The organism is Streptomyces spirodelae, from assembly GCF_017676385.1.
Classification (GTDB): Bacteria; Actinomycetota; Actinomycetes; order Streptomycetales; family Streptomycetaceae; genus Streptomyces; species Streptomyces spirodelae.
The window spans coordinates 139,093-165,922 of the sequence record NZ_JAFFZN010000012.1 but is presented as its reverse complement, the minus strand read 5'-3'; the positions used below and the strand labels follow the sequence as shown (position 1 = coordinate 165,922).

Annotated in this window: 21 protein-coding genes; 5 read left to right on the top strand and 16 right to left on the bottom strand. The window is 72.0% G+C overall.

Annotated elements, in window-relative coordinates:
• Positions 1–25: 25 nt before the first annotated feature.
• The 6 genes from JW592_RS15295 to JW592_RS15270 form a co-directional block, all read right to left on the bottom strand.
• Positions 26–1,339 carry an ABC transporter permease gene (locus JW592_RS15295; protein WP_209265610.1) on the bottom strand — a complete coding sequence of 438 codons (1,314 nt, stop codon included), beginning with the start codon at positions 1,337–1,339 and terminating at the stop codon, positions 26–28.
• Positions 1,336–2,517: an ABC transporter permease gene (locus JW592_RS15290; RefSeq protein WP_209265609.1), complete on the bottom strand. Its 1,182-nt coding sequence runs from the start codon at positions 2,515–2,517 to the stop codon at positions 1,336–1,338. The genes JW592_RS15295 and JW592_RS15290 overlap by 4 nt, the downstream gene beginning before the upstream one ends.
• Complete coding sequence (locus JW592_RS15285; protein WP_372446509.1) at positions 2,514–4,238, bottom strand: ABC transporter ATP-binding protein; 1,725 nt, start codon at positions 4,236–4,238, stop codon at positions 2,514–2,516. The genes JW592_RS15290 and JW592_RS15285 overlap by 4 nt, the downstream gene beginning before the upstream one ends.
• A 229-nt stretch (positions 4,239–4,467) precedes the next feature.
• Positions 4,468–5,499 carry a BMP family lipoprotein gene (locus JW592_RS15280; protein WP_209265608.1) on the bottom strand — a complete coding sequence of 344 codons (1,032 nt, stop codon included), beginning with the start codon at positions 5,497–5,499 and terminating at the stop codon, positions 4,468–4,470.
• A gap of 397 nt (positions 5,500–5,896) precedes the next feature.
• Positions 5,897–7,204: an amidohydrolase gene (locus JW592_RS15275; RefSeq protein ID WP_209265607.1), complete on the bottom strand. Its 1,308-nt coding sequence runs from the start codon at positions 7,202–7,204 to the stop codon at positions 5,897–5,899.
• A gap of 156 nt (positions 7,205–7,360) precedes the next feature.
• Positions 7,361–7,717 carry a winged helix-turn-helix transcriptional regulator gene (locus tag JW592_RS15270; RefSeq protein ID WP_209265606.1) on the bottom strand — a complete coding sequence of 119 codons (357 nt, stop codon included), beginning with the start codon at positions 7,715–7,717 and terminating at the stop codon, positions 7,361–7,363.
• An 84-nt stretch (positions 7,718–7,801) separates the two neighbouring features.
• Between JW592_RS15270 and JW592_RS15265 the strand changes: the two genes are divergently transcribed.
• Positions 7,802–8,482, top strand: a complete 681-nt coding sequence (locus JW592_RS15265) for an NADPH-dependent F420 reductase (RefSeq protein WP_209265605.1) — start codon at positions 7,802–7,804, stop codon at positions 8,480–8,482.
• A 33-nt stretch (positions 8,483–8,515) separates the two neighbouring features.
• Here JW592_RS15265 and JW592_RS15260 read toward each other — a convergent pair whose 3' ends face one another.
• From JW592_RS15260 to JW592_RS15245, 4 genes are all read right to left on the bottom strand, one after another.
• Positions 8,516–9,700 (bottom strand): hypothetical protein, encoded by a 1,185-nt coding sequence (locus tag JW592_RS15260; RefSeq protein ID WP_229376059.1) that lies wholly within the window; start codon positions 9,698–9,700, stop codon positions 8,516–8,518.
• Positions 9,701–9,843: 143 nt separating this feature from the next.
• Positions 9,844–10,797: an N-acetylneuraminate synthase family protein gene (locus tag JW592_RS15255; protein ID WP_209265604.1), complete on the bottom strand. Its 954-nt coding sequence runs from the start codon at positions 10,795–10,797 to the stop codon at positions 9,844–9,846.
• 197 nt (positions 10,798–10,994) lie between these two features.
• A complete protein-coding gene (locus tag JW592_RS15250) occupies positions 10,995–12,242 on the bottom strand; it encodes an acylneuraminate cytidylyltransferase (protein WP_209265603.1) in 1,248 nt (415 codons plus the stop codon).
• Between the two features lie 197 nt (positions 12,243–12,439).
• On the bottom strand, positions 12,440–13,954 hold the full coding sequence (locus JW592_RS15245) for a DUF6716 putative glycosyltransferase (RefSeq protein WP_307805427.1): 1,515 nt from the start codon (positions 13,952–13,954) through the stop codon (positions 12,440–12,442).
• A gap of 331 nt (positions 13,955–14,285) precedes the next feature.
• Here JW592_RS15245 and JW592_RS15240 point away from each other — a divergent pair, with 331 nt between their 5' ends.
• Both JW592_RS15240 and JW592_RS15235 read left to right on the top strand, forming a co-directional pair.
• On the top strand, positions 14,286–15,323 hold the full coding sequence (locus JW592_RS15240) for a glycosyltransferase family 2 protein (RefSeq protein WP_209265602.1): 1,038 nt from the start codon (positions 14,286–14,288) through the stop codon (positions 15,321–15,323).
• Entirely contained in the window at positions 15,323–16,669 is a 1,347-nt protein-coding gene (locus JW592_RS15235) for a polysialyltransferase family glycosyltransferase (RefSeq protein WP_209265601.1), read from the top strand. Before JW592_RS15240 ends, JW592_RS15235 begins: the two co-directional genes overlap by 1 nt.
• On the opposite strand, the gene JW592_RS15230 is transcribed toward JW592_RS15235, so the two are convergent.
• The gene (locus JW592_RS15230; RefSeq protein WP_209265656.1) at positions 16,647–18,059 is read right to left on the bottom strand and encodes an amidase; all 1,413 of its coding nucleotides are present in this window, start codon (positions 18,057–18,059) and stop codon (positions 16,647–16,649) included. The two genes, JW592_RS15235 and JW592_RS15230, sit on opposite strands and share 23 nt — an antisense overlap.
• Positions 18,060–18,257: 198 nt before the next feature.
• Positions 18,258–19,865 carry an acyl-CoA mutase large subunit family protein gene (locus tag JW592_RS15225; protein ID WP_209265600.1) on the bottom strand — a complete coding sequence of 536 codons (1,608 nt, stop codon included), beginning with the start codon at positions 19,863–19,865 and terminating at the stop codon, positions 18,258–18,260.
• 136 nt (positions 19,866–20,001) lie between these two features.
• Here JW592_RS15225 and JW592_RS15220 point away from each other — a divergent pair, with 136 nt between their 5' ends.
• On the top strand, positions 20,002–20,904 hold the full coding sequence (locus JW592_RS15220; protein WP_209265599.1) for a L,D-transpeptidase family protein: 903 nt from the start codon (positions 20,002–20,004) through the stop codon (positions 20,902–20,904).
• Positions 20,905–21,283: 379 nt separating this feature from the next.
• Here JW592_RS15220 and JW592_RS15215 read toward each other — a convergent pair whose 3' ends face one another.
• The 4 genes from JW592_RS15215 to JW592_RS15200 all read right to left on the bottom strand — a co-directional run bounded on the left by JW592_RS15215 (position 21,284) and on the right by JW592_RS15200 (position 26,122).
• Complete coding sequence (locus tag JW592_RS15215) at positions 21,284–22,738, bottom strand: hypothetical protein (RefSeq protein ID WP_209265598.1); 1,455 nt, start codon at positions 22,736–22,738, stop codon at positions 21,284–21,286.
• Positions 22,738–23,496 carry an RNA polymerase sigma factor gene (locus JW592_RS15210; RefSeq protein WP_209265655.1) on the bottom strand — a complete coding sequence of 253 codons (759 nt, stop codon included), beginning with the start codon at positions 23,494–23,496 and terminating at the stop codon, positions 22,738–22,740. Before JW592_RS15210 ends, JW592_RS15215 begins: the two co-directional genes overlap by 1 nt.
• 601 nt (positions 23,497–24,097) lie before the next feature.
• On the bottom strand, positions 24,098–24,346 hold the full coding sequence (locus tag JW592_RS15205) for an SCO4226 family nickel-binding protein (RefSeq protein WP_209265597.1): 249 nt from the start codon (positions 24,344–24,346) through the stop codon (positions 24,098–24,100).
• Between the two features lie 114 nt (positions 24,347–24,460).
• Positions 24,461–26,122, bottom strand: a complete 1,662-nt coding sequence (locus tag JW592_RS15200) for a beta-N-acetylhexosaminidase (RefSeq protein ID WP_209265596.1) — start codon at positions 26,120–26,122, stop codon at positions 24,461–24,463.
• 208 nt (positions 26,123–26,330) lie between these two features.
• On the opposite strand from JW592_RS15200, the gene JW592_RS15195 reads away from it, so the two are divergent.
• Complete coding sequence (locus tag JW592_RS15195) at positions 26,331–26,810, top strand: 2-oxo-4-hydroxy-4-carboxy-5-ureidoimidazoline decarboxylase (protein ID WP_229376058.1); 480 nt, start codon at positions 26,331–26,333, stop codon at positions 26,808–26,810.
• Positions 26,811–26,830 lie beyond the last annotated feature (20 nt).

Here is a 26,830-nt window from a genome sequence, read left to right as displayed (position 1 = left end):
GTCCGCCTTGTGCACGGCCCCCACGCTACGTTCCCTCGCCCCGGCGGTACGGTTTGCCGATCGCGCGTGGCGCGCGGAGGCGTTGGGCCGCGAGTGAGAGCACCAGCAGCGTCGTGACGTACGGCGTCATCTCGACGAACTCCAGTGCCACGGTGTCGGTCGCCGTGTACCACAGCACGAGCAGTACGGCGATGACGAGGCTGACGGCGGCCTGGATACGGGCGCCGCGGGCACCGCGCAGGCCCGCGCGGAGCTTCCAGACGGCGAGCACGACCAGCAGGACGGCCATCAGCAGCAGCATGGCGTGCACCGTGGTGCCGCCTCCGACGACGCGCAGCGCGTCCATGAAGCCGAAGAGCCCTGCGCCCATGGCCACGCCGCCGGGGCGCCAGTTGCCGAAGATCATGGTGGCGAGGCCGATGTAGCCGCGGCCGCCGGTCTGGTTCTCCTGGTAGATGTGTACGCCCACGGCGAGGAACGCGCCGCCGAGTCCGGCCAGCGCACCGGAGACGGCCAGCGCCGCGTACTTGTACCTGTAGACGTTCACACCCAGCGACTCGGCGGCGACCGGGTTCTCGCCGCAGGAGCGCAGCCGCAGTCCGAACGAGGAGCGCCACAGGACGTAGAAGCTGCCGACGAACAGCAGCACCGTCAGCACCGTCACCCAGGAGACGTCGTCGACCAGGGCGCGCAGGATGCCCGCCAGGTCGGAGACGAGGAACCAGTGGTGCTTCTCGATGGCGGCCAGTCCGTCGGCGAGGCCGGGGACGGTGAAGGTGGGCATGCTGTCCATCGGCGGGGACTGCTTGTCGTTGCCGCCCGCCGCGGCCGCCTCGCTGCCCTCGGCGCCGAACCACAGCTTGGCCAGATAGCGGACGAGGCCGAGCGCGAGGATGTTGATGGCGACACCGGAGACGATGTGGTCGACACCGAAGGTGACGGTGGCCAGCGCGTGCAGCAGCCCGCCCAGCGCGCCGCCCACGATGCCGGCCAGGATGGCGGCCCACGGCCCGTGCTGCCAGCCCATCCAGCCGGCCGCGAAGGTGCCGAGCATCATCATGCCCTCGAGGCCGATGTTGATGACACCGGCGCGTTCGGCCCACAGTCCGCCGAGTCCGGCCAGCCCGATGGGGACGGCTGCGCTCAGCGCGGAGGCGAACTGGTCGCTGTTGCTGAGCTGCTCGTCACCGGTGATGAGGCGGACGAGGGAGAGCAGCAGCAGACCTCCCGCGATGAGCAGCAGGACGAGCGGGTAGGAGAGCTTGCGCTTGCCGCGTGGGGCGGCGGGCGCCGCGGGGGCGTTCTTCGACGCAGACGACGCGGACGTAGTGGTGCTCATGCGGTGGTCCCCGCCTTCTTGGACTGGGTGCTCTGTGCGCTCTTTCCGTCCTGCGCCTCCGCGGCGTCCGGGCCTGCGGGGGCGCCCGGTGTGCCCTGTGCGCTCAGCTCGGCGCCGACCGCGCTCTGCTGCCTGCGCAGCACCGTGCGGCGGACGATCTCGTACGCGATGACGACGCACAGCACGATGATCCCCTGCATGACGCCGACGATCTCCTGCGCGTATCCCTCGAACTCCAGCTGGATGCCGGTGCGCTCCAGGAAGCCCCACAGCAGCGCGGCCAGTGCCATGCCGATGGGGTGGTTGCGGCCCAGCAGGGCGATGGCGATGCCGGTGAAGCCGACGCCGGTGGGGAAGTCGGTGCCGTAGCTGAAGGACTTGTTCAGCAGCGTGGGCATACCGACCAGACCGGCGACGGCGCCGGAGAGCACCATGCTGGTGACGACCATCCGGCGGACGCTGACGCCGCTGGCAGAGGCAGCCGACTCGCTGCGCCCCACGGCGCGCAGGTCGAAGCCGAAGCGGGTGCGGCCGAGCACGAACCAGTAGGCCAGTCCGATGACGGCGGCGATGACCACGGTGCCGTAGATCGGGTCGGGCGAGGTCGGGATGAGGAAGAAGCGGGCGGCTTCAGGGATGGTCGGGGTGTGGAAGAGGTTGCCGTCCTTGACGGCCAGCTTGTCCTCGGAGAGGAAGTAGCCGATCAGCGAACCCGCGATGGAGTTCAGCATGATCGTGGTGATGACCTCGCTGACCCCGCGCGTGGTCTTCAGTACGCCCGCGATGCCCGCCCACAGGGCGCCGACCGCCATGGCGACGACGATGATCACGCCGATCTGCAGCACGCCGGGGAGCGCGAGGGCGCCGCCGACGACCGCGGCGAAGAACGCGGCCACCCGGTACTGCCCGTCCACGCCGATGTTGAAGAGGTTCATCCGGAAGCCGATGGCCACGGCCGCCGCTGACAGGTAGTAGGGGATCGCCTTGTTGATGATCCAGACCTGGCTGTCGCTCTTCGAGCCGAAGTCGATCATCACGTAGAAGGCGTGGAACGGGTCCTTGCCGGTCGCCGCGATGACGGCGGAGGAGAGCACGAACGCCGTGAGGAGGGCGAGCGCGGGCGCCGCCAGCGCCTGCAGCACGGCCTGGGCGCTGAACTTGTCCTTGAGACGGCTCACTTGTCGCCTCCCCTCTCGGAGGTGTCGCTGTCGGAGTCCCGCGCGTCCTCGGCGTCCTCGGCGCCTTGGGCGTCCTCGGTATCCGGCGCCGGGCCGTCCTCGCGGTGCTCCTCGCGGTGCTCCAGGTGGCCGGTGGCCGCGCCTGTCATCGCCGAGCCCAGCTCCTGCGGGGTGACCGTCGCCGGGTCGGCGTCCGCCACCAGCTTGCCCCGGTACATCACCCGCAGGGTGTCCGAGAGTCCGATCAGCTCGTCCAGGTCGGCCGAGATCAGCAGCACAGCCAGGCCCTCACGGCGGGCAGCGCGTATCTGGTCCCAGATCTGCGCCTGGGCTCCGACGTCCACGCCCCGGGTGGGGTGCGCGGCGATCAGCAGCTTGGGGTCGTGGCTCATCTCGCGGCCGACGATGAACTTCTGCTGGTTGCCGCCCGAGAGGCTGGCCGCCGACACCTCGATGCCGGGGGTGCGTACGTCGTACTCCTCGACGATCCGCTCGGCGTCGGCCCGCGCCTCCTTGAGCGCGAGCAGGTGCGGCGCGCCGGGGATACCGAACGCCGGGCCCTTGGTGTTGGGCTTCTCGGTGACGTGCCCCAGGATGCGGTTCTCCCACAGCGGGGCCTCCAGCAGCAGCCCATGCCGGTGGCGGTCCTCGGGGATGTAGCCGATGCCGCTCTCACGCCGGCTGCGGGTGGACGCGTGGGAGATGTCCTGGCCGTCGAGGGTGACGCTGCCGCCGTCCGGGTCGCTCATGCCCATGATGGCCTCGACCAGTTCGGCCTGCCCGTTGCCCTCCACACCGGCCACACCGAGCACCTCGCCCTTGTGGATGGTGAAGGAGATCCCGTCCAGCACCGTGCGCAGGCCGCCGTCGGGGTCGGCGGCCGACAGGTGCAGGTCCGTAACGCGCAGCAGCGGCTGGTCGGTGACGGTCGACTCGCGGGTCTCGGCCGACGGCAGTTCGCTGCCCACCATCAGCTCGGCGAGCTGCTTGGGCGTCGTCTCCTGAGGCCGTACGGAGGCGACCGTCGTACCGCGCCGGATGACGGTGATCGCGTCGGCGACCGAGAGCACCTCGCCCAGCTTGTGCGAGATGAACAGCACCGTCAGACCCTCGGACTTGAGCTCGCGGAGGTTGGCGAAGAGCGCGTCGACCTCCTGCGGGACGAGGACGGCCGTCGGCTCGTCGAGGATGAGGACACGGGCGCCGCGGTAGAGGGCCTTGAGGATCTCCACCCGCTGCCGGTCGGCCACACCCAGGTCCTCGACGAGGACGTCGGGGCGTATACCGAGCTGGTAGGCGTCCGACAGCTCCATGACCTTCTTACGGGCGCGGGAGCCGATGCCGTAGAGCTTCTCCGCTCCCAGGACGGTGTTCTCCAGCACCGTGAGGTTGTCGGCCAGCATGAAGTGCTGGTGGACCATGCCGATGCCGCGGGCGATGGCGTCCGCGGGGCTGTGCAGGGTGACGTCCTCGCCGTCGACGCTGATGGTGCCCTCGTCCGGCCGCTGCATGCCGTAGAGGATCTTCATGAGGGTGGATTTGCCGGCGCCGTTCTCGCCCACAAGAGCGTGCACGGTGCCGCGCTCGACCCGGATGTCGATGTCGCGGTTGGCGACGACGCCGGGAAACCGCTTGGTGATGCCGCGCAGTTCGACGGCCGCCGCGGACTCCTGGCCCGAACCGGACGGCGCGCCACTGCTGCCGCTGGACTCGCTGGACACTTGACTGACGCGCTCCCTTGCTGGCGCTGAGGCCGCTGATGTACGGCACCGGCACACGGTCTGGTTCCGCGTGTGCGTTCCGGCACACGGTCTGATTCCGCGTGCGGGCACGCGGTCCGGTTTCGCGTGCGGGCGCGGCGGCTCTTGGTGAGGGACTACGGGCGGCACCGTACGCGCCGCGGCTCTCGCGCGCCGCGCTGCGTACGGTGCCGCTCAGGGCAGGTCCGGGTCAGGGCCTGGTCGGGACCTTGATCTCGCCGGAGACGATCTTCTCGGTGGCCTTGTCGATGTCACCCTTGATGTCATCGATGAACCCGCCGGAGGTGGCGACCGAGACGCCCTTCTCCTTGAGGGAGAAGGTCTGGTTGCCCTTCAGCGGCTTGCCGTCCTTGACGCTCTTGATCAGCTCGTAGACGGCGACGTCGACGTTCTTGACCGAGGAGGTCAGGATGGCGTCCTTGTACTTCTCCAGGCCCTTCTGCCGGTACTGGTCGGAGTCGACCCCGATGGCCCAGGCGCCCTTCTTCTTGCTGATCTGCTCGATGGAGCCGGCGCCGGACTGGCCGGCCGCCGTGTAGATCACGTCGTTGCCGCGGGCGAGCATGCCCTTGGCCATGTTCTTGGCGCGCGCCGGGTCGTTGAAGCCCTTGTCGGACTCCTTGTAGAGGTAGTCGACCTCGACCTTGATCTTGGGGTTGGTGTCCTTGACGCCCTTGACGTAGCCGGCCTCGAACTTCTGGATGAGCGCGTTGTCCACGCCGCCGATGAAGGAGACCTTGTTGGTCTTGGTCTTCTTGGCCGCGGCCACGCCGACCAGGTAGGACGCCTCGTTCTCGGCGAACGTCATCCCGACCACGTTCTTGGCGTGGGACTGCTCGTCCACCACACCGAAGGTGGTGTCGGGGAACTCCTTGGCGACCTTGTTGACGGACTTGCCGTAGTTGAAGCCGACACCGATGACCGGGTTGTAGCCGGCCTTGGCGAGGGAGGTGAGACGCTGCTCGCGGGTCTCCTCCGTCTCGTTGTTGCCGGCGGTCATCTCCTTGGTCTTGACGCCGAGTTCCTTCTCGGCCTTGTCCGTACCGCGGGCGGCCGCCTCGTTGAACGAGTGGTCGTCGCGGCCGCCGACGTCGAAGGCGAGCCCGACGCCCTTGTTCTTCTTGCCACCCGACTCCGTAGAGCTCTCACCGCACGCGGTGGCCGTCAGTGCGAGAGCCGCGGTGGCGGTGACCGCGGCAGCCAGCTTTGTTACCCGACGCAACAGGAGTCCCCTTACGAGTCGTGGAGCACCGGTTCCGGCACCGCAGTAGGGTTCCGGCCCTTGAGACGGCCACAGATTAACGCGCGTAGATAACCAGCAGAAGAAGACGGGAACCGCTGTTATCGGATCGTCGCGAACGGCGCCGAATTCCACACTGCTGCCCCTTTTTGCCCGTTTTGGATTTCCCCTGGTTCGGGATTTCTCCCCTGAGGGTTTCCCGGTGGGGTTTCCCTGCGGGTTTCCTGGTGTGGTTCCCTGGCGGGCTTCCCGGTGGGAGGGGGCGGTGGTGCTCGTTCGGCGCCGTTCCGGACGCGGCCGTCGGCAGACGCCGCGGACGGCGCCGTACGTGCAGCGGACGTCTTCGGGCACGGCCGTCGCCGGTCTCAGTTCGCGGGCGTCACGAACGGTGCAGCAGTGCGGCGGCGGTGAACAGTTCGACGCCGGTGGTGATCGCGGTCTCGTCCGCGTCGAAGTCCCCCTGGTGCAGATCGCGGCTGCGGCGGTCGCCGACGGGCCGCACCCCCAGCCGGGCCATCGCGCCGGGCACATGCTCCAGATACCAGGAGAAGTCCTCGCCGCCCAGGCTCTGCTCCGTCGTCTCCACCGACGCCGCGCCCGAGCGCGCCGCCATCGCCTCCCGCAGCAGCGCCGTCGCCGACGGCTCGTTGACCACCGGGGGAACGCCTCGTACGTACGTCAGCTCGCACTTGGCCCGGTGCAGCGTCGCCAGCTCGTCGATGGCCGCGTGCACCAGGTCGGGGGCCTCCCGCCAGGTCGGCAGATCCAGGCAGCGCAGTGTGCCGGACAGCTCCGCGCGCTGCGGGATCACATTCGGCGCGTGCCCGGACTCGATCCGGCCCCAGGTCAGCGACAGCCCCGAGCGCGCGTCCGCCCGGCGGGCCAGCAGCGCCGGCGCCTCGGTGACCAGCTTGGCGGCCGCCGTGACCAGATCGGTGGTCAGATGCGGGCGCGCGGTGTGCCCGCCGGCGCCGCTGAGCACCACCTCCAGCCGGTCGCAGGCCGAGGTGATCGGCCCCGCGCGCAGCCCGATCCGGCCCACGTCAACCCGTGGATCACAGTGCACGGCAAGGATCGAGCCGACCCCGTCCAGCACCCCGCAGTCCACCGCGTCGGCAGCGCCGCCCGGCAGCACCTCCTCGGCCGGCTGGAACAGCAGCCGCACCGGGCGGGGCAGCACGCCCGCGCGAGCCAGCTCGGCCAGCACCAGCCCGGCACCGAGCACGACGGTGGTGTGCACATCGTGCCCGCAGGCATGGGCCCGGTCCGGGACCGTGGAGCGGTAGGGCACCTCCTTGGTGTCCGGAATGGGCAGCGCGTCGATGTCGGCCCGGAGAGCCAGCATGGCCGGCGGCGCCGCGCCCTCGCCGGGGCCCGGGGCCTCGGGGGCGGCACCCTGCTCGCCCGCCCCCTCCCCTGCCCCCGCCTCGGGGTGGATGTCGCAGATGAGTCCTGTGCCCATGGCCAGCACTCGGGGACGCAGACCCGCACGTTCGAGTCTTGTCTTGATGGCCGTGGTCGTGCGGAACTCCTGGTTGCCCAGCTCTGGGTGCATATGGAGGTCGCGACGGAAAGCGATGAGCTCACGGCGGAGGGATTCGGTCAGCCGGCCGGGCAGCTCGGGAAGTACGCCGGCGGCCCCGCGTGCGTCTACCTCCGGTGCTGCAGGGGACAGGAGTTCGTTCATGGTCCGAAGAGTAGGCCCCTTGACACCGCAACTCACTAGAGATCCACCAAAGTTCAACCTCCCAGGGGAAGAAAATCTAGGCTGGGCGGCGGTTATGTCCAGATGCGGATGGGTATACCTACGCGCTTTGCCCACGCCCCGTGGACAGCCACGGGGTCACTCGAGCCCGGTCGCCCGGTCCTGGGCCGCCATGACTTCGTCACCGTGTGCGAAGGCCCAGGCGCCGATGGTGCCGATGGGGCCGAGCAGGGTGAGGCCGAGGGAGGTGAGCTCGTATGTGACGCGGGGCGGGGTCTCCGCGTGGGCGTGGCGTTCCACCAGACCGTTGAACTCCAGGCGCCGAAGCGTCTCGGTGAGCACCTTCGAGCTGATGCCGCCGATGCGTTCGCGCAGCTCGCCATGGCGGTACGGGCCCTCGCGCAGCGCCCACAGGACCACGGCGTTCCAGGTGTTGGAGAGCAGGTCGAAGGCGAGGCGGGCCCGGCAGTCGGCGAGGAAGGCGTCGGTCGTCACGTACCAAATGGTGCCTGAGCGGCTTCCTAGTGTCCTTACCGAAGCAGCTGACCCAGCTGACCCAGCTGACAAGGAGGGCTTTTGATGCGCATCGGCGTACTGGGAACAGGCAACATGGCGGACGCACTCGCCACGCACTGGGTGCGGGCCGGGCACGAGGTGCTGATCGGAGGACGGGACGAGGGAAAGGCGCGGCGGCTCGCGGCACGTATCGGCGGCGCTCGCCACGGGAGCCTGCGTGCGGCAGCCGGGTTCGGCGAGGTGGCGCTGGCCGCGCTGCCGTACGGCGTGGGCCAGGAGGTGGCCGCTGAGCTGGGCGCGGCCCTGGACGGGAAGGTGCTGGTCGACTGCTCCAACCCGGTAGGACCTGGCTTCCGGCTGCTGACTGACGGCGGCCCCTCGGCAGCACAACGGCTGGCAGCGGCTGCGCCGGGCGCACGGGTCGTCAAGGCGTTCAATTTGTGCCACGAGGACGTATGGCGGATGGACCCGCCGGTCTTCGACGGACGGCCGTTGGCGGTGCCGGTCTGCGGCGACGATTCGGGGGCTTGCGCGCTCGTCGGCGAACTGGTGCGGGACGTGGGCTGTGACGCCGTGGCCGGGGGCGGACTCGAACGAGCCGGGCTGCTGGAGGCGACGGCCGCGCTGTTCATCGGACTGTGGGTGGGAGAGGGCGCGGACGCGCAGGCGATAGCGCCGCCGTTGGCGTATGCGACGGGGGCTGGGGCGGGGCCGGAGCCGGGGGCGGGGTCAGAGGCGGGCTGAGAGCCGGGCTGAGGGCCGGCCGGCTCGGAAGCCTCAGGCGCTCTGGCCCGGTGGGGTGGGGAGGGCGGAGGGGAGGCGGCGGACGCCCCGGGCAGTGCCGGTGACCCCGGCGAGGAAGCCCTGGGCTCGGGGCGAGGCGGTACGGGTGAGCCAGTCCGGGTCCACATCGCAGACCGCGACGGTGACCGCTGTCCCGGCGAGCGCCAGGGGGAGGGTGTGGACGACGGTGGAGGGGAAGCTCAGGATCGTACGGCCGACGGGGCCGCGGCGGGCGACCAGCTCCAGTGGCAGGTCCGGGCGGACGATCTCCAGTCCGGTTGCGGCGCTGACCTGCTGGAGCTTCTCGCTGCTCTCGCGGCGGTGCGCGAAGTAGCGGGTGGCGCCGTACTCGTGGGCCAGCGAGGCGACAGCTTCCAGATAGCGCTCGGTGTCGACCACGCCCGTCTCCACAAGGGAGGTGCCCACCAGGTCGGCGCCCTTGGTGAGGCGGGGTGGTCCGAAGCGGGCGCGGGTCCAGGCGAACTCGTTGGCCGTCACGGTCACGTTCGCGGGCGGCTCCACGGGCATCGAGCTGAAGACCTCGACGGGGCGCTTGCCATCCGGGCGCGGAGTGAGGCGGCGGCGGGCGCGGCGGGAGACGGGCGCGAAGAGGAGACCGCGCGCCCCTCCGCGTACGCCGCGTCGGTGCCAGCGTACGAAGCGTTCGCCACTGGCCAGTTGGGAGACGAACTCCATGGTGGCCGTACCGTCGTCCACCACGGTGATCTGCCGCTCGGCGCGGGCGGGCGTGAGGGCGAGGAGGAGTTGCACGTAGCGCGAGAAAGGGTCACCGATGACCAGGGTGCGGGCCTTGCGCAGCCTGCGGGCGAGGGACAGCAGGCTGGTGACGGCGCCTCCCATGCCGTCGCGCGCCTCCCGCCAGCTGACGGTGATGCCCTCGTCCCGGGCCAGCTCTGCCATGCGGCGCAACTGGCCGCGGGTCATCGGGTCGCGCGGGGGCAGCACGACGAGGGTGAGGGGCTTCGCGGTGTCGGGGGCGGGGTGGTTGTGGGCCCATTCGAGGACGTTGAGGAGCTGGACGGGGCTCTCGACGATGGCGAGAGCCCCGTCCCGCTTTCCCTCCCCGGGATCGGCTCCACCCCCGGGTTCGGACGCGGACGGTGCCGCTGACTGGAGCTCGGCCGGCTCGGCTCCTTGGACGGAGCGGCTACGGGACATGTGCGCATACGCTCCGTTCCGCTGTGGGGGTGGGTGAATCCGGTGGGGTGAGATGGGCCCTGTGATGGGTCCGGGGGCCGGGGGTCCGGGGGGGGGTGGCCCCGGGTGGGCTGTGGCCCCGGGGCGGCCCGGGGTTGGTGCCGTCAGACCGTGACCGGCTCGCGGGTCTCGGTCTCGCTGGTGGCTTCGGCGTCCTCGGCCACGACGCCCTTGACGCGGCGCAGCTTGCGCATGGGTGCCAGTTCGCTGTCGTAGACCTTCTTCACGCCGTCGCCGAGGGACTCCTCGATCGTGCGGATGTCCCGCACCAGGCGCTGGAGGCCCTGGGGCTCGACGGAGGCGGCCTGGTCGGAGCCCCACATGGCGCGGTCGAGGGTGATGTGGCGTTCGACGAAGACGGCACCGAGCGCGACGGCGGCCAGGGTGGTCTGCAGGCCCGTCTCGTGACCGCTGTAGCCGATCGGCACGTTCGGGAACTCGTCCTGGAGAGTGTGGATGACCCGCAGGTTCAGCTCCTCGGCCTTGGCCGGGTAGGTGGACGTCGCGTGGCAGAGCACGATGTTCTCGCTGCCCAGCACCTCCACCGCGTGCCGTATCTGCTTCGGGGTGGACATGCCGGTGGAGAGGATGATCGTGCGGCCGGTGGCGCGCAGGGCCCGCAGCAGGTCGTCGTCGGTGAGCGAGGCGGAGGCCACCTTGTGCGCGGGCACGTCGAACTTCTCCAGGAAGGCCACGGCCTCCTCGTCCCACGGGGAGGCGAACCAGTCGATGCCGCGCTTGGCGCAGTGCTCGCTGATGGCGCGGTAGTCGTCCTCGCCGAACTCGACGCGGTGCCGGTAGTCGATGTACGTCATGCGGCCCCATGGGGTGTCCCGCTCGAGGTCCCACTGGTCGCGTGGGGTGCAGATCTCGGGGGTCCGCTTCTGGAACTTGACCGCGTCGCAGCCGGCCTCGGCGGCGGCGTCGATGAGGGCGAACGCGTTGTCGAGGTCGCCGTTGTGGTTGATGCCGATCTCGCCGGTGACGTAGACGGGGTGGTCCGGGCCGACGGTCTTGGTGCCGAGGGTGCGGGTGCGGGTGCGGGCGTTGCTGGACATGTTCACCATTTCCGGGGGTTTCGTTCTTGGGTGGGTGCAGAAGGTCGGTGGGTGGTTTTCGGGGGGTGTGGTGGGTGGGGCGGGGTAGGGTTTTCGCAGGTCAGGAGGTGGCGGGTGTGGGCGTCGGGCTCCGGCGGGCTCCCTTTATGGGTGGGCCCAACCAACGAGCTGCGGTACGCGTACGCCCCCACGCCCCCTCACAACTCCGCCCCCACCAACCACCCCGCGATCTCGCGGACGGCCCCCGCTCCCCCGCCCCGCGTGGTGACGGCCCGGGCGGCGGCGCGCACCACGTCGTGGGCGTCGGCGACGGCGACGGGCCAGCCCGCGAGCGCGAAGCACGGCAGGTCGTTCGCGTCGTTGCCGGCGTACAGCACGCGCTCGGGCGCGATGCCCTTCTCCTCGCACCACTGTTTGAGCGCGAGGTCCTTGCGGTCGATGCCGTGCAGCACGGGCAGCTTCAGCTTGGCGGCGCGAGCCGCCACAACCGGGTTGGTCTCGGTCGAGAGGATCAGCACTTCCAGACCCGAGCGCCGGAGCGCCGCGATACCGAGTCCGTCACCGCGGTGCACGGCGACGGTCTCCCGTCCCTCGGCGTCGATGTAGACCCGGTCGTCGGTCTGGGTGCCGTCGAAGTCCAGTACGACCGCGTCCACGTCGTCCCGCGTCGGCAGCGCGCCCGGCCCGTCGCGGTGGGCGTCGAGCAGGGGTGCGAGCGCGCGGGCGCGGTCGAGGTCGTGCGGGTCGTCGATCTCCAGGACGCGCGCCGGGTCGGTACGGACGACGGCCGTCCGTCCGAAGAACCGGTGGCCGGACTCGCGGAACCCCATGGCGTCCATGGCGTACGCGGCGCCGGTCTCCAACAGGTCCTCGGGCCGGTCCTGGCGCCGGGGGCGCACGGCACGGTCGTGATTGACGCCGTACGCGCTGTGCGCCGCGCCGGCGCCCGCGCCTCCCCCAGCCGCCCCCTCGACAGCCCCCTCGCCGGCCGCGGCACCGTCCCGCCATACGAAGCCGTGGAAGGGCGCCACCGTCAGCGCGCTGTCCGCGCCGTCGTCGATGACGGCCGCCGCCACTCGCTCCACGTCCTCCCGTACGAGGAAGGGACTGGTGCACTGCACGAGCAGCACCGTCTGCAGCGGTCTGCGGTGCCGCTTCTCGTACACGTCCATGGCGTGCAGCACCGCTGCCTCGCTCGTGGCCAGGTCACCGGCGATGTCGGCGGGCCGTTCGACCACCTCGGCGCCTGCCGAGCGGGCTGCCTCGGCGATGGCGGTGTCATCGGTGGAGACGACGACGTCGGTCACGTTCCGCGCTGCCAGGCACTCGCGGGCGGCGCGGGCGACCAGCGGAACGCCCGCGACCGGGGCGAGGTTCTTCGCGGCCACGCCCTTCGACCCGCCCCGGGCGGGTATCACCGCGAGCACGGCGGGGGCTGGGGACATGCTGGCTCCTGAGTGAGGCTGGAACTCGGACAGATCGGACATCGACGCGGAGAGACCCGGAGCCGACGCGGAAACGGAGAGAGACGAACCGGACGAGGACGACCCGGAACCGGACGAGGACACCGCAGCAGCCGAGGACACCGCAGCGGCCGAGACCGCCTCGGAGGGGTCCGACGCCGGCCGGACGACGCGCGGCATCACAGTTCGCCCGCCTTCCGGATCAGCGGGGCAACCCGCTGGACCCCGTGCCGGTAGGCGCCCCGCGCCGCTTCGCGGACGACGCGCCGCACCACCCCGCGCCCGGCCGCTCCCTGCCCCGCCGCCGCGTCACCGGCGGGGCCGCCGACCGGGGTGCCGTCCGGTGCGAGTCCGTAGCGGCGCAGGATGCCGGGCAGATAGCCGGGCGCTGTCCGGACGGTGTAGTACGGCGCGAGCGGCGGCAGCCCGGCGCGCGCTGCGAGCGCGGCGACCCGGTCACGCGCGGCCGCGAAACCGTCACCGCCGCGTACTCCCTGCCGCAGCGCCCACTTCTCATCCGCTTGCGGCAGCAGGCCGTCATCGAGCTCGTCCCAGGAGGCGAGGCAGCCGGAGCCGGTGAAGTAGTGGTTGCCCAGGGCCTCGCGGACGCCGAGGTCGGTGAGGATCGCGGTGGGCAGCGACCGGTGCAGTGACTCGAGCGCCGCGGTGGAGCTGACGGTCACCAGCAGTCCGCCGGTGTGCTGCGCCCGGTCGAGGATCTCGCCCATGTTGCCGTAGACGAGGCGGCAGTTGGGCGGCAGTCCGCCACTCTCCCCGCCACCGGTGCCCGGCAGCTTTCGGACGAGCTTCTGGTACGGGAGTTCCTCGATGTGCGTGGTGTGTTCGCCGGGCTTGCTGCGCAGTTTGATCAGTACGTCGCGCTCGGGGTGCCGCAGCGCGTGGCCGACTGCCCGGCGCAGCAGGTACGCACGGTCGGCGCGGCCGGCCGGGACGGACGGCTGTACGGCGAAGACGACGGTGAACCGACCGTCACCGGCCACGCCGTCCGCAGCGCCCCCCACAACAGCATCCGCAGCAGGCACAACATCCGCAGCAGGCGCAGCAGCCTTCGCCGCATCCCCCGCCGCGCTTTCCGGCCCCGACGCACCTTCCGGCCCCGACGCACCTTCCGACCCTGCCGCGTCATCCGCCCCGCCGGTCCCCTCAAGGAACGGCAGCGCGCACTCCACCACGCTCCTGGCGTCCGTGCCCACCCCCTCGTACACGGCGCGGAACCGGTCCGCGTCGTAGGGCGAGTTGGCGAGCACGAGATCGGCGCCGTGCCGCAACAGCAGCCCGTCGGTGAGCTTCTCGTAGACGACACCCACGTACCCGGTGACGATCACGGGGCGCCGCGCAAGCCGCCCCCCGACGGCTCCCCCGGCGCCCTCCGCCGCAGCTTCCTCGGCGGCTCCCGTCACGGCCCGGCCCAGTCCGTGCAGCATGGCCTGGACGGCGCCGCCGACGCAGGCCAGGACGATCATGTCGTAGGCGCCGGGTGCGGTGGCCGTACCGAGGAACTCGGCGGTGGTGACCTCACGCAGGGTGTCCACGGTGACACCGACCTCCGCGAGCTGGCGCGGCGTGGGCGTGGCGCGGCCCCGCAGCAGCAGGCCGTCGATGGCGGCCTCGGGGGCCAGCCTGCGCGCGGTCAGCACACCCCACTTCCACCGGGTGTCGGAATCCGCCAGCACGGCCACCCGGCCGGGCACCGGCCGCTCGTGCGAAACGGACTCCGACCGTTCGCGCGAAACGTGCGCCGACCGCTCGTTCGATACGAGTACGGAGGCGGCGGTCTGCGCGTCGGTGGAGGCAGAGAGGATTTCTCGGGAGGACACGTCGTCGACGCTAGGAAGGGATTGGGGAAGGCGGCCCAACGTAAAGGCAACAGCCGGTTAACAGCACACCGACGAATGCCCAACCCGCTGGCGCCGACGGGCCGTTCATCATCCCGCCACGCGTCGTTCACCCACGGGCCCGCCCGAGGTCAAGACGGGGCGGGGCGCGAACTCTAAGGTCCCTCGGGTGGTCAAGCTCTCCGTCATCGTGCCGTTTTACAACGTGCAGTCATACGCCCCGGAAACCCTGCGGAGTCTCCGAGCCAACGCGCGTCAGGATTTCGAGTTCATTCTCGTCGACGACGCTTCCAAGGACGAGACGCCGGAGATTCTCGAACGCGCCGAAAGCGATCTCAGAGACGTCGCACGGGTGATCCGGACCCGGCACTCGCGCAACGGCGGCCTGGCGACCGCGCGCAACACGGGGCTGGACCGGGCGAGCGGCGAATTCGTCACCTTCCTGGACGGTGACGACTGGCTGGCGCCCGGCTACTACGAGGAGCTGGTCGCCTGCATCGAGCGGCTGGGCTGCGACTTCGTCCGTACGGACCATGTGCAGTGCACGGCCCGCTCCCGCACGCTGGCGCGGGTGCCGCACGGTCGCAGGGGCGTGGTGCAGGACCCGCGCGCGGCGATCCTGCCCGCCACCCGCAGCACCTCGGTGGACTACGCCTACGCCTGGGCCGGGATCTACCATCGCAGACTGCTGGACGAGGGGCTGCTGCACTTCACCGACGGGCTGCGCACGGCCGAGGACCGGCCGTGGATCTGGCGGCTGCACCGCGAGGCCCGCTCGTTCGCCGCCGTGGGCCTGCTGGGCGTCTTCTACCGGCGCGGGGTCGCCTCCTCGCTCACCCAGATCGGTGATGTGAGGCAGCTCGACTTCATCCGCGCCTTCGATCAGGTGATCGAGGAGACGGCCCAGGACCGGGACGCCGAGCAGCTGCTGCCGAAGGCGATCCGCACCTACTGCGCGATCCTCGCGCACCATCTGAGCAGCGACAGGTTCGAGCCGCAGGTGGCGCGCAAGCTGCGGGCCATGGGCGCGGCAGCGCTCAAGCGGTTGCCGGCGGACCTGCTGACCGAGGCGCTGGATTCCATGGACCACGAGCGCGCCGCCCGGCTGCGGCGGCTCCGCAGGCGCCCGGCCCGGCCCACGACACCGCACGGCCCGCACAGCACGGGCAGCACCGGCAGCACCGGCAGCACGGAGGTGGCGGCCTGATGCGTACGCAGATCTTCTTCGCCTCCACCCTCTACGGCGCCGCCACGCTCGCCGCGGCCGTCGACGCCGACCACTTCGAACCCGCCGACCAGCGGCTGCTGCTGGTCAGCAACAACGCGGCCAATCCGGAGACGGCGCCGTCGCTCGACACCATGCCCGGCTTCGAGCGGCTGCGCGGCCGCTTCGACCGCCTGCTGTCGTGGAACGAGACGATCCGGCCCCTCCACCCGGCCGGCTGGTCGCCCCGCGGGGACGACGTCCCGCTGTGGGAGCGGTATCTGCGGCTGCTGTGGGGCCTGGGCGAAGGCCCTGAGGACGAGATCACGCTCGTCCTGGAGTCGATCCAGGTGGAGCCCGCGCTGGCGGTGGCACGGCTGTTCCCCGACGCGCCGATCGAGGTGTACGCGGACGGGCTGATGAGCTACGGGCCCACCCGCAACAAGCTGGACCCGCTGGTGGGTTCGCGGGCGCGCCGACTGCTCCATCTGGACCTGGTGCCTGGCCTGACGCCGATGCTGCTCTCGGAGTTCGGCGTGGAGCCCGAACTCGTCTCCACCGACGCCTTCCGCGCGGTGCTCGCCGAGGTGGCGCGGGACGTGCCGACTTCGGTGACCGAGGCGCCCACGGGCGCGGCGCTGCTGCTGGGCCAGTACCTCTCGGCGCTGGACATCCTCTCCCCTGACGAGGAGGAGCGGCTGCACCTGCGGATGCTGCGGGGTGCCGCCGCGCGCGGGCACCGCGAGGTGGTCTTCAAGCCGCACCCCGTGGCTCCGGCCCGCTGGTCCCGCGCGCTGGAGAAGGAGGCGGGCGAGCTGGGCGTCGACCTGACGGTGCTGGACTCGCCTGTGCTGGCCGAGGCGCTGTACGAGCGGATGCGTCCGGCGCTGGTGGTGGGCTGTTTCTCGACGGCGCTGCTGACCGCCTCGGCGTTCTACGGCCTGCCGGTGGCGCGCACCGGCACCGAGCTGCTGCTGGAGCGGGTGACGCCGTACCAGAACAGCAATCGCGTACCGGTGACGCTGGTGGACGCGCTGCTGCCCGAGCTGGAGGCGGAGGCCGCCGGAGCCGGTTTCACTCCGCCCTCAGCGCGCGAACTGACGGGCCTGATCCGTGCTGTCGGGTTCTGTATGCAGCCGCAGATCCATCCGCAGCTGCGCCCGGAGGCCGAGCGCTATCTGGCGGCCAGCCTGTCCCCGGCGACCCGCCGCTACTTCAAGCGCCGCCGGCTGACCGCGCTGGCGCTGCCCGGCGCGGTACCCCGGCAGTTCGCGTTCGTGCCCCGCAATCGCGCGGTCCGCCGCGTCGCCCGCCGCGCCCGCGCCCTCAAGCGCGCCGCCCTGGGCTGAGGCGCTGCTCCGGTGGCCGCCGTTCGTACCAGCGCTGGTCGGCTTCCAGTTGGGCGGCGAGGGAGATCAGCAGGGGTTCGCTGTGGGCCGGGCCGAGGAGTTGGGCGCCCACGGGGAGGTGGTCAGGGCGGGTGAACCCGGCCGGGACGTTGACGCCGGGCCAGCCCAGCACGTTCCACGGCCAGGCGTACGGGCAGTGCGCGATCATGCGGCGGTCGGTCTGCCAGCCGGAGAGCCGCGCCAGGTCGCCGATCCGGGGCGGCGGGGTGGCGGTGGTGGGGGTGAGGACGACGTCGTAGCTGCGGAAGATCCGGCCGACGCGGCGGCGCAGCGGCCCCTCGGCGGCGCGTGCGGCCCGCAGCACCGGGCCGCCCAGCAGCCGTCCGGTGCGGGCCGCGGCCCGGGTGCGGGGGTCCAGCAGGCGGGGTTCCGGGGTGCGCATCGCCCAGGTGCGGATGCCCGCTGTCGCGCGTGGTACGAACGTCAGTCCGATCGGGCCGTAGTGCGGATCGGCCTCCTCCACCTCGTGCCCCAGCGCGGCGAGCCGTTCGGCCAGCGCGCGTACGGCGGCCTCCACCCGCGCGTCCAGCCGCTTCGGGGTGGCGGTGAACGCCCATCTGGTGGACAGCGCGATCCGCAGCCGCCCCGGGTCCCGGCCGACCGCTGACCGCACATCGACCGGGGGCGGCCGGTGCAGGTCGCCCTCCCGATTGCCCGCTGCGACGTCCAGCAGCAGCGCCGCGTCCTCGACGGTACGGGCCAGTGGGCCGAAGACCGTTATGCCGTTGAACGCCTCTGGGTCAGGCCAGGTGGAGATGCGGCCGCGCTGCGGTTTGATGCCCACCAGGTGCGTCCACGCCGCGGGGATGCGCACCGAGCCCGCGCCGTCCGAGCCCAGCGCCGCGGGTACCAGCCCGGCCGCGACGGCCGCTGCCGCGCCGCCGGAGGAGCCGCCCGGGGTGTGGGCCCCGTTCCAGGGGTTGCGGGTGTCGCCGAAGGCGCTGCCCTCGGTGAACGGCCACTGGCCCAGCTCCGGGCTGTTGGTCTTGCCGACGATGACCGCTCCGGCGGCCCGCAGTCTGCGCACCACCTCCGCGTCGGCCGTCTTGAGCGGGAAGGTCCCGGCGCAGCCGAACGCGGTGGGCTCGCCGCACACGTCCGTGTCGTCCTTGACCGCGACCGGCACGCCCAGCAGCGGCCGCCGCTCGCCGCCGGCCAGCGCACGGTCAGCGGCTTCGGCCTCGGTCAGCGCCGCTTCCGCGCGCAGCAGGCGGAAGGCGTTCAGCGTGGACCGGGTCGCCTCGATACGGGCCAGCGCCCGCTCGGTCAGCTCACGGGAGGTCGTCTCGCCCGCCGCCAGCGCCGCCGCTGCGGCGGCCAGGCCGGGCAGCGGCCGGGTGGCCCCTTCCCCGTGCGCGCCGGGCTCGTCGGCGGACCCGGTCCTGATATCGGTCGCCACGCACACCTCGCAGGCTGCTCGTCGGTCGTCGGTCACGCCTGCGCCTACTGTCCCCGATCCCCGGCCCCGTTGAAACCCGTGAGTAACAACTTGGTGGGGGCGCGGGCGGCGCACGGGGAGGCGCGCGCCTCAGAAGGCGTCCGACGGGGTGTAGGCGCCCCACACCTCGCGCAGCGCGTCGCACACCTCGCCCAGCGTCGCCCGGGCGCGCAGCGCCTCCCTCATCGGGTGGAGCACGTTCTCCTCCTCCGCCTCGGCAGCGGTGCGCAGCGCGTCCAGCGCGGACCGTACGGCGGCACCGTCCCGTCGGGCGCGCAGCCGCTCCAGCTTGCCGGCCTGCGCCTCCTCCAGCCCCGGGTCCACGGTGAGCGGCACATACGGCTCCTCCTGCCCCTCGGTGCGGAAGCGGTTGACGCCGACGACCACCCGCTCGGCGTTCTCGATCTCCTGTGCGACCGCGTAGGCGCTGCGCTCGATCTCGTTCTTCTGGAAGCCCTGTTCGACGGCGGCCACCGCGCCGCCCCGGTCCTCGACCCGCCGCATCAGGTCGAGCGCCGCCTCCTCCACGCCGTCGGTCAGCGACTCGACGGCGTACGAGCCGGCGAACGGGTCGACCGTCGCGGTCACGTCCGTCTCGTGCGCCAGCACCTGCTGGGTGCGCAGCGCCAGCCGGGCCGCCGACTCCGACGGCAGCGCCAGCGCCTCGTCGTAGGAGTTGGTGTGCAGCGACTGGGTGCCGCCCAGTACGGCGGCCAGCGCCTGCACCGTGACCCGTGCGACGTTCACCTGCGGCTGCTGCGCGGTCAGTTGCACACCCGCAGTCTGCGTGTGGAACCGCAGCATCTGCGACTTGGGGTTGCGCGCGCCGAACTCCTCGCGCATCACCCGCGCCCAGATCCGGCGCGCCGCACGGAACTTGGCCACCTCCTCCAGCAGCGTCGTACGGGCCACGAAGAAGAACGACAGCCGGGGTGCGAACGCGTCCACGTCCATCCCCGCCGCCACCGCGGCGCGTACGTACGCGATGCCGTTGGCCAGCGTGAAGGCGATCTCCTGCGCGGGCGTCGCGCCTGCCTCGGCCATGTGGTAGCCGGAGATGGAGATGGTGTTCCAGCGGGGCATCTCGGCGCCGCAGTAGCGGAAGATGTCCGCCGTCAGGCGCAGCGAGGGCTTCGGCGGGAAGATGTACGTGCCGCGCGCGATGTACTCCTTGAGGATGTCGTTCTGCACGGTGCCGGTCAGCGCGCCCGGCGCCACCCCCTGCTCCTCGGCCACGATTTGGTAGAGCAACAGCAGTGGCGCGGCGGGCGCGTTGATGGTCATGGAAGTGGAGACCTCGCCCAGCGGGATACCGTCGAACAGCGCCCGCATGTCCTCGACGGAGTCGATCGCCACCCCCACCTTGCCCACCTCACCGGCGGCCTGCGGAGCGTCGCTGTCGTACCCCATCTGGGTGGGCAGGTCGAAGGCGACGGACAGCCCCGTGGTGCCGTGCTCGATCAACTGCCGGTAGCGCGCGTTGGACTCGGCCGCCGTACCGAAACCCGCGTACTGCCGCACCGTCCACGGCCGCCCCGTGTACATCGTCGGGTAGACGCCCCGCGTGAACGGGTAGCCGCCCGGCTCCCCCAGCCGGACGGCGGCATCCCAGCCCGCCAGCGCGTCCGGTCCGTAGACGGGCTCGACGGGCAGCCCCGACTCGGTCAGCCGACGGCCGGAATCGGTGGGACGTGTCATCAAGAGCCTCCAGAGGACGCGTGGGCGCGCGGCGGGCGTCCCTCCCAGCATCCCCCGGCACACCACAGGTTCGCGAGGGCGGCGCGCTGGGCATTGATGGACACGTACATCCGTTGAACCTTCCGGGGGTGGGGGGATGCACAGGAGGGGATCAGCAGCCTGGCGCGGCGTAGCGGCCTCGACGGCGGTACTGCTGTCGGCGGGCGCCCTCGCCGGGTGCCAGGTCGAGGAGGGCGCGGGCGCGCCGGCTGTCCGCGTTTCCAAGGCACCGCAACAGGTGCCGGGAAAGCCGCCGTCGAGACCGTCGACGGCGCCCGCGCACACGAACGCGCCACCGAAGCCGGTGCGGCAGCCCGCACAGCCGAAGTCACCACCGCGCAAGCCCGAAGCGGCACAGCCGGTGGCACAGAGCGTGCGGATGGCACCCGGCGCGCGCGGCGCACACGTACGCGAACTCCAGGCGCGGCTGCGGCAGCTCGGCCTCTTCCACCGGAACCCGACCGGTTACTACGGCCCGGTGACGGCCGCCTCGGTCTCCGCGTTCCAGCAGCAGCGCGGAATGGCCCGTACGGGCAAGGTCACCGACGCGGTGCTGAGCGCGCTGCGCGCGCGTACCCACCAGCCCACCCGCACCGAGCTGTACCCGCCCACCAGCCGGCCGCTCGCCAAGCCCGACCCGCGCTGTCTGACGGGGCGCGCGCTGTGCATCAGCAAGACGAGCCGCACGGCGGCGTGGATGGTCGACGGGAAGGTGCGGACGGCCATGGACGTGCGGTTCGGGTCGGCGTACACGCCGACCCGGGAAGGCCGGTTCAAGGTCGACTTCAAGAGCCGCCACCATCATTCGACCCTCTACGACAGCCCGATGCCCTACGCGATGTTCTTCAGCCGGGGCCAGGCGGTGCACTACTCGGCCGACTTCGCAGCCCGCGGCTACGCCGGAGCCTCACACGGCTGTGTGAACGTCCGTGACAAGAAAAAGATCGCCAAGGTCTTCGCCGAGATCCACCCGGGCGACAAGGTGGTCGTATACAAGTAACCCCGGGCGCCCCGGAAGGGGCGCCCCGCAGGGGCGCGGGGAACTGCGCGAGCAACCACGGCATGCCCGCAGCCGGCCAATCACGAGCACCTACGGCGAGCATCCGCCGCCATGGCATCGGCTGCTCACCGCCGCAGCCGGGGAAAAGGGACGGGCCGGAGAAGAAGTGCCCGGAAGACCGGAACGAAGGGGGCGCGGGTGGGACCGGGGGAACGTGTCCCACCCGCGCCATCGCGCGAACCCAGAGGTACGGGGGGAACCTCGGGCTTACCGCGCCGCCGATGACCAGTCGGCTCACTCTCTTCAGCGCCGTGCCCGGCGAAAGTGTCACACCGTCGGCTCAGTGTTCTGCTGTGGCGCCCGTCACGGCCGCGTACCGCTAAAAGGTGGGGCTCGACGAGGGCGTGCTGGAGGGGGACGACGCGTCGCCGTCCGCCCCGCCGGAGCCACCGGTGGCCGATCCGCCGGAGTCACCCGGGGGTGGAGGGTCGCCGTCACCACCGGTCGATCCGCCGCCCCCTCCGCCACCACCACTGTCACTGCCACTGCCCTGTCCGCCGCCGTCACTGCCGGAACCGCCGGAGCCACCCGAGTCGCCGCTGCCCTGGCCTCCGCCGCCCGACGCGCCACCCCGGCTGCCTCCGTCGCCGGAGCCTGCGTTGCCGTGCTGGGCACAGAACTTCCGTACCACCGTGCGGCCGCCGGCCGCGCGCTCCAGCTTCCGGCGGTCGTCGGCATCGAGTTTGTCGGCCGCGTACGCCTTGCACAGGGCGGTGGCGATGGCGTCTTTCTGGGAGTCGTCGAGGTGACGGCCGGAGCCGGGCTGCTTGCCGTTGTCCCGGTCCTTGTCGTCCTTGTCGTTCTTGTCACGCCCGGCGCCGCCGGAGTCGGCCAGATCGCGGGAGCCGTCCCGCGACTTGTCCCCGTCGCCGCCCTTGCCGTCACCGTCGTGGCCGCCGGCCTGGCCGGCGCCGCTGTGCCGGTCGCCTTTGCCGTCGCTGCCCGGCGTCTCGCCGTCGCTGCTGGCGCCTCCGCTGGCGGGGGTCTTCCCCTGGGAGGTGCCGCCGGGCGAGACGCTGACCGACGGCGCGTCGCCGTTGGAGAAGGGGGTGGGCAGCATGCCCGTACCGGCCGCGACCGCCACACCGCCGAGCGCACAGCCCGCGAGGGCGACGGCGAAGCCGGCGCGCAGTGGCCTGCCGGTCAGGAGATGGCGGGCCCGGCTGCGGGCGCCGCCCGGTGCCCCGCCGCCCCCGAGCGGGCTCACCGGCGCCGCACCGGATACGCCGCGCGGCGCGCCGACCCGGGCTGCGCGGAACGCGTCGAGCGCCGCGGCCTCTCCGGGGAGTTCGACGGGGGTGGCTCCGGGTGCGGTGGAGGTGGGTGTGGGCGTGGTGTAGGCGGTGGACAGTTCGTCCAGCGCGGCGGCGAGCCGGACGACCGTGCGGCGGTCGGCTTCGCGGGACCAGTCGTGGGAGGGCACGTCGAGACGGCCCTCGGCTCTTCGACCGGATCGCCCGCTCCGGCGGGCCCGGCCCGTACGTCCCGCCACGGCGGCCTCGCGGGGCTCGCCCGGCACCGTGGACTCCTGCGGCACGGCGGAGGGCTCGTACCCGCCGGGCCGACCGGCGGCCCGTGACCCGGCGGCCCCTGGTCCGGCGTTCGGCTCCTCGGCCGCCCCTTCGACCGTGTCTGCACGGGATCCGGAACCCCGCTCGGGACCCGGCGCGAAGCCCGTTCCCGGGTCGTCGCCCTCGCAGGCGTCGACCGGCAGCCCGCGGAGCAAACGCTCCGCGGTTTCCTCATCCAGCCAGCTGTACCGGTCGTCCGCCATCACGTTTCCCTCAGCGTTCGTGTGGCTTTCTGCGTCACACCGCGCGCCATGCCACGAGCACGGCCCTTGGTCACGCCCCCGCCCGGCCTGGGCCCCGCGCCGCGCTTTCCGGAGCCGCCGATCGAGTCCTCCACCGCGCCGTCGGTCACCGGCCGGTCGCCCAGCTGCCCGCCCGTGCCGTCGGGCGCGCTCCCGGGTTGCCCGGGGGCTCCCTCTTCCAGCAGTTCGGCGAGTTTGCGCAGTCCGCGGTGCGCGGCCGTCCGTACGGCGCCGGACCGCTTGCCGAGTACCTGCGCGGCGCTCTTGGCGTCGAGGCCGACCACGACCCGCAGCACGACCGCCTCGGCCTGGTCGCGCGGGAGTTGGGATATGAGGGCCATCGTGCTGCTCGTACCGAGGGCCTCCAGCGCCTCGTCCGCCGTGTCGGCTCCTGCGGGCAGGCCGGTCAGTTCGCTCTCGTCGCCGCCGACGGCGGGACGGCGCCCGCGCATCCGCAGGTGGTCGAGCGCCCGGTTGCGGGCGATCCGCGCCGCCCAGCCGCGGAACCGGTCCGCGTCGCCCTTGAAGCGGGGCAGATCGCGGGCGATCTGCAGCCACGCCTCGGAGGCCACATCCTCCGCGTCGGCGTCCGGCACCAGTGTGCGGACGTAGCCGAGCAGGCGCGGGTGCACGGAGCGGTAGACGGTGCGGAAGGCGGCCTCGTCCCCCTCCTGCGCCGCGCGTACCGCAGCGGTCAGCTCCGCGTCGTCCCCCTGCACGCTCGTGTCTCGCCCCACTCCGCGAAGGTGTCTGTGCCGTGCGCCGTTGCCGTGGGTCAGCGTCCCGGCTGCCAGGCTCGGTCTACCTGGCGCGGCGCGAGGAGCACGCTAAGGCCAAGTGTGCACGCTCGTCCATGCCGGAGTCAGTGGTGGACGCCCCGGGCGCTGTGTGTGAGGACCTGGTCGCCCGCCGTCGCTGCGCGGTGCGGGCCGTGACGCGGGCACGGAGCAGAGCCGGGCACGGAGCCGAGCCGGGGACGGAGCCGAGCCGGGGACGCCCGCTGTGTCCTGGACGACGCCCGCGCCGAGCGGGCGTCGCGCTGTGCGAGCGGGCGTCGCGCGTGCCCGAGTGCGGGCGTCGCGCGCTCGCGGAGCGGGCGTCGCGCGCGCCGGGGCTCGCGTGGTGACGCGCGCGCGGAGTGGTGCGGGAGGAGGGCGTAACAGATTGCGCGGCAGTGACGCTGAGGGGAGTACGGGCAAGCCGCTGGCGTAGTGAGCCCGTGTCCGACGGCGACCGGGGTCTCTCCTGTGGGGGGTGGCGACCCCGGTCGTCTTCGGCTTTCCGCTCCGGCTCACCTGCCGGAGCGCCCCCACCCCGGTCTCATACGACCAGGGGCAGCGGGTGGATCTCGTCTGCCGGGTGGCCTGCGCGGTCGTGCACGCGTTGCACGGCGTCCGCCGAGGGTGCTTCCGAGAGGCAGTAGACGATCCCCGAGTCCGGGTCCGCCCAGGCCCGCTCGAAGTGGACCCCTTCGTCGCCCTCGATCTCCTGGTCGGCCTGGTGCGCGGCCTTGAGCTGCTCGGCCGTGATGCCCTTGAGGCCGCGGTGTACGTCCATGAACCGTGTCATCGCTGCTCCTGTGGTGGACGTTCCTCCCTCCATGGTGCTCCCGGCACCCTTCGTCCCGCATGCCGGGCCGAAGGGTGCCGGGTGCGGCCCCGCGGGAGCAGCGAGTGGGCGCGGTCAGTCCACCTGGTCGACCAGCTTCACGAAGTCGGACCAGGAGCGGTCGGGCTTCGCGGGGTCCCACAGTTTCTGGGCCGTCGCGGCGAGCGGCAGCCGGATGCCGCGAGCGACCTGCTCGGTGGTCTGCGCGTCGGCGAGGTCGCCCCAGACGGCGAACCGGCCGCCGACGATGTGCTTGCGGTCGGCCCACTTCCCGGGCACCGGCTCGGTGCCGCGCACCACCGCGGGCGTCCAGTGCTCGTAGATGCGGCGGCCCGTCGGGTAGGTGAAGTTGTTGGGCTGGCCGAGGACGTAGTACAGGTACTCGTCGTTGAGGTTGACGACCTCCCAGCCGCCCTCCAGGTACTCGGCCGGCTGCCGCTGCCCCGCCTCACGCCCGGTCCAGTAGGCGACCTGGCGCGACTTGTCCGGCTTGACGACTCCGCCGCGGTGCATGCCGTCGTTCCACACCTGCGGGGTCTTGCCGTGTTTGCGCAGGGTCTCGGTGCGGTCGTTGAGCCAGGCGGTGGCCAGATCCTGGACCTTGGCGTCCTTGCCGTACCGCTTCCGCGCCTCCTCGGCGAGGCCCGGGTAGGTCTGCTCAGGGTTCTCCGTCATCAGCGCCTGGTACTCGTCGCCGCCGGCGTGCGCGTACTTGCCGGGGAACAGGTCGGCGAACTCGACCAGCAGGTCGTCGACGAGTTCGGCCGCGGCCGGTTTGCTGATGTCGATGGCGCCGCGCGGCGTGGCGCCCGAGGCGCTGCGCAGCTGGAGGTCGGGGTGGGCCTTCAGTACGGCGCCGAGGTGGCCGGGTGAGTCGATCTCGGGGATGACGGTGATGTGCCGGGAGGAGGCCAGCTCGACGATGTCCCGCACCTGGGCCTTGGTCAGGTGGGGGTCGGAGACGATCTCGGGGTGGGTATCGCTCTCGACGCGGAACGCCTGGTCGTCGGAGAGGTGCAGCTGGAGCTGGTTGAGCTTGAGGTCGCCCATCTCGCGGATACGGGCCTTGATCCAGTCGGCGCTGAAGTTCTTGCGGGCGATGTCGAGGGAGAAGCCGCGCTGCGGGCGGTCCGGGGCGTCGCGCACGGTGCCCTCGGCGAAACGGCCCTGGGCGCGGTGGGTCTGCAGGAGGGTGCGGGTGCCGTAGAAGACCCCGGCGTCGTCGCCGCCGGTGATGGTGACCTTGCCGTCGCGGCTGACGAGCCGGTAGCCCTCGGGGCCGCCGCCGGGCTTGCCCTGCTCGCCGCCCTTGGCACGGTCCAGTTCGACGTCGTCCGTGCGGGCGGGGCCCTTGGCGACCTGCACCTTCAGCTCGTCGGCGAGCAGCTTCGCCTCGTCGCGGAGCGAGTCGTGCGCGGCGATGACGCGGGTGTGCTTCGTCAGCTGCCAGCCGGGGCCGCGTACGGCTTTCCATTCGCGTACGGAGGGAACCGCGACGGGGGACGGGCCGAGCCGGTCGGGCCCCTTGGGCGGCCGGTCGCCGTCGCGCTGGGAGGCGGAGGGGGTGTCCCGGTCGCCTTCGCCGCCTCCGTCGCCGTTCGCGCCGCAGGCGGTCAGCCCGGTGAGCCCGGCCAGCCCGAGAAGAGCGGTGCCGAGGGTGAGTGCCAGCAGGCTGCTGGGGCGGCGGGCTGCCCCGGCATCGGCCCGTCCGGACTTCTTCGACCAGTTTCGTCCCATACGACTACGGTATTTCCCCTTCTCAACCCTTCCCCGTCAGCTATGCGCTCCCACGCGTTCCCTTCCGGGTGAAAAACACGGTGCCAACGGCCGATCTTGCCCGCTCACCACTACGGTGACGAAGCCGGGCCGACCTCGGGATTCTTCGGACCATACGGAGCGCATGAGCTTTCCCACTCCTTCACCATCGCAGCCGCGAACACGGCGGATGTCTCTGGAGCGGCTCAACACCGCTGCCGAAGCGACGGTCGAGCCCCTGCTGCTGCGCTGCTGCGGCAGCCGCCGCTGGGCGCGCCGGATCGTGGCGCACCGCCCCTATCCGGACGTGGCGGCGCTGCTGGCGGCTGCCGACGAGGCCAGCTACGACCTGACCTCGGCCGACCTGCGCGAGGCGCTGGTCGACGAGTCGGCAGCGCACCCCCTGGAGGGCGAGCCGCAGCTGGGCATCCTGGCTGCGCACACCGCCCTGCGGGCCGCTCACGGTGCCTACGAGCGGAAGTTCGGGCACGCGTTCCTGTGCTGCCTGGACGGCTTCGCGGTGGAGGAGCGACTGGACCAGGCGCTGGCCGGCATCCGGTTGCGGTTGGAGAACGATGCGGAGGACGAATTGTGCGTGACCGCCGAGGAACTGCGGCGCCTCGCACAGGGCCGGCTGGGACGGCTGGTCGGGTCCGATTCACCCGAGTAAACGATGAAAGGGGCAAATGG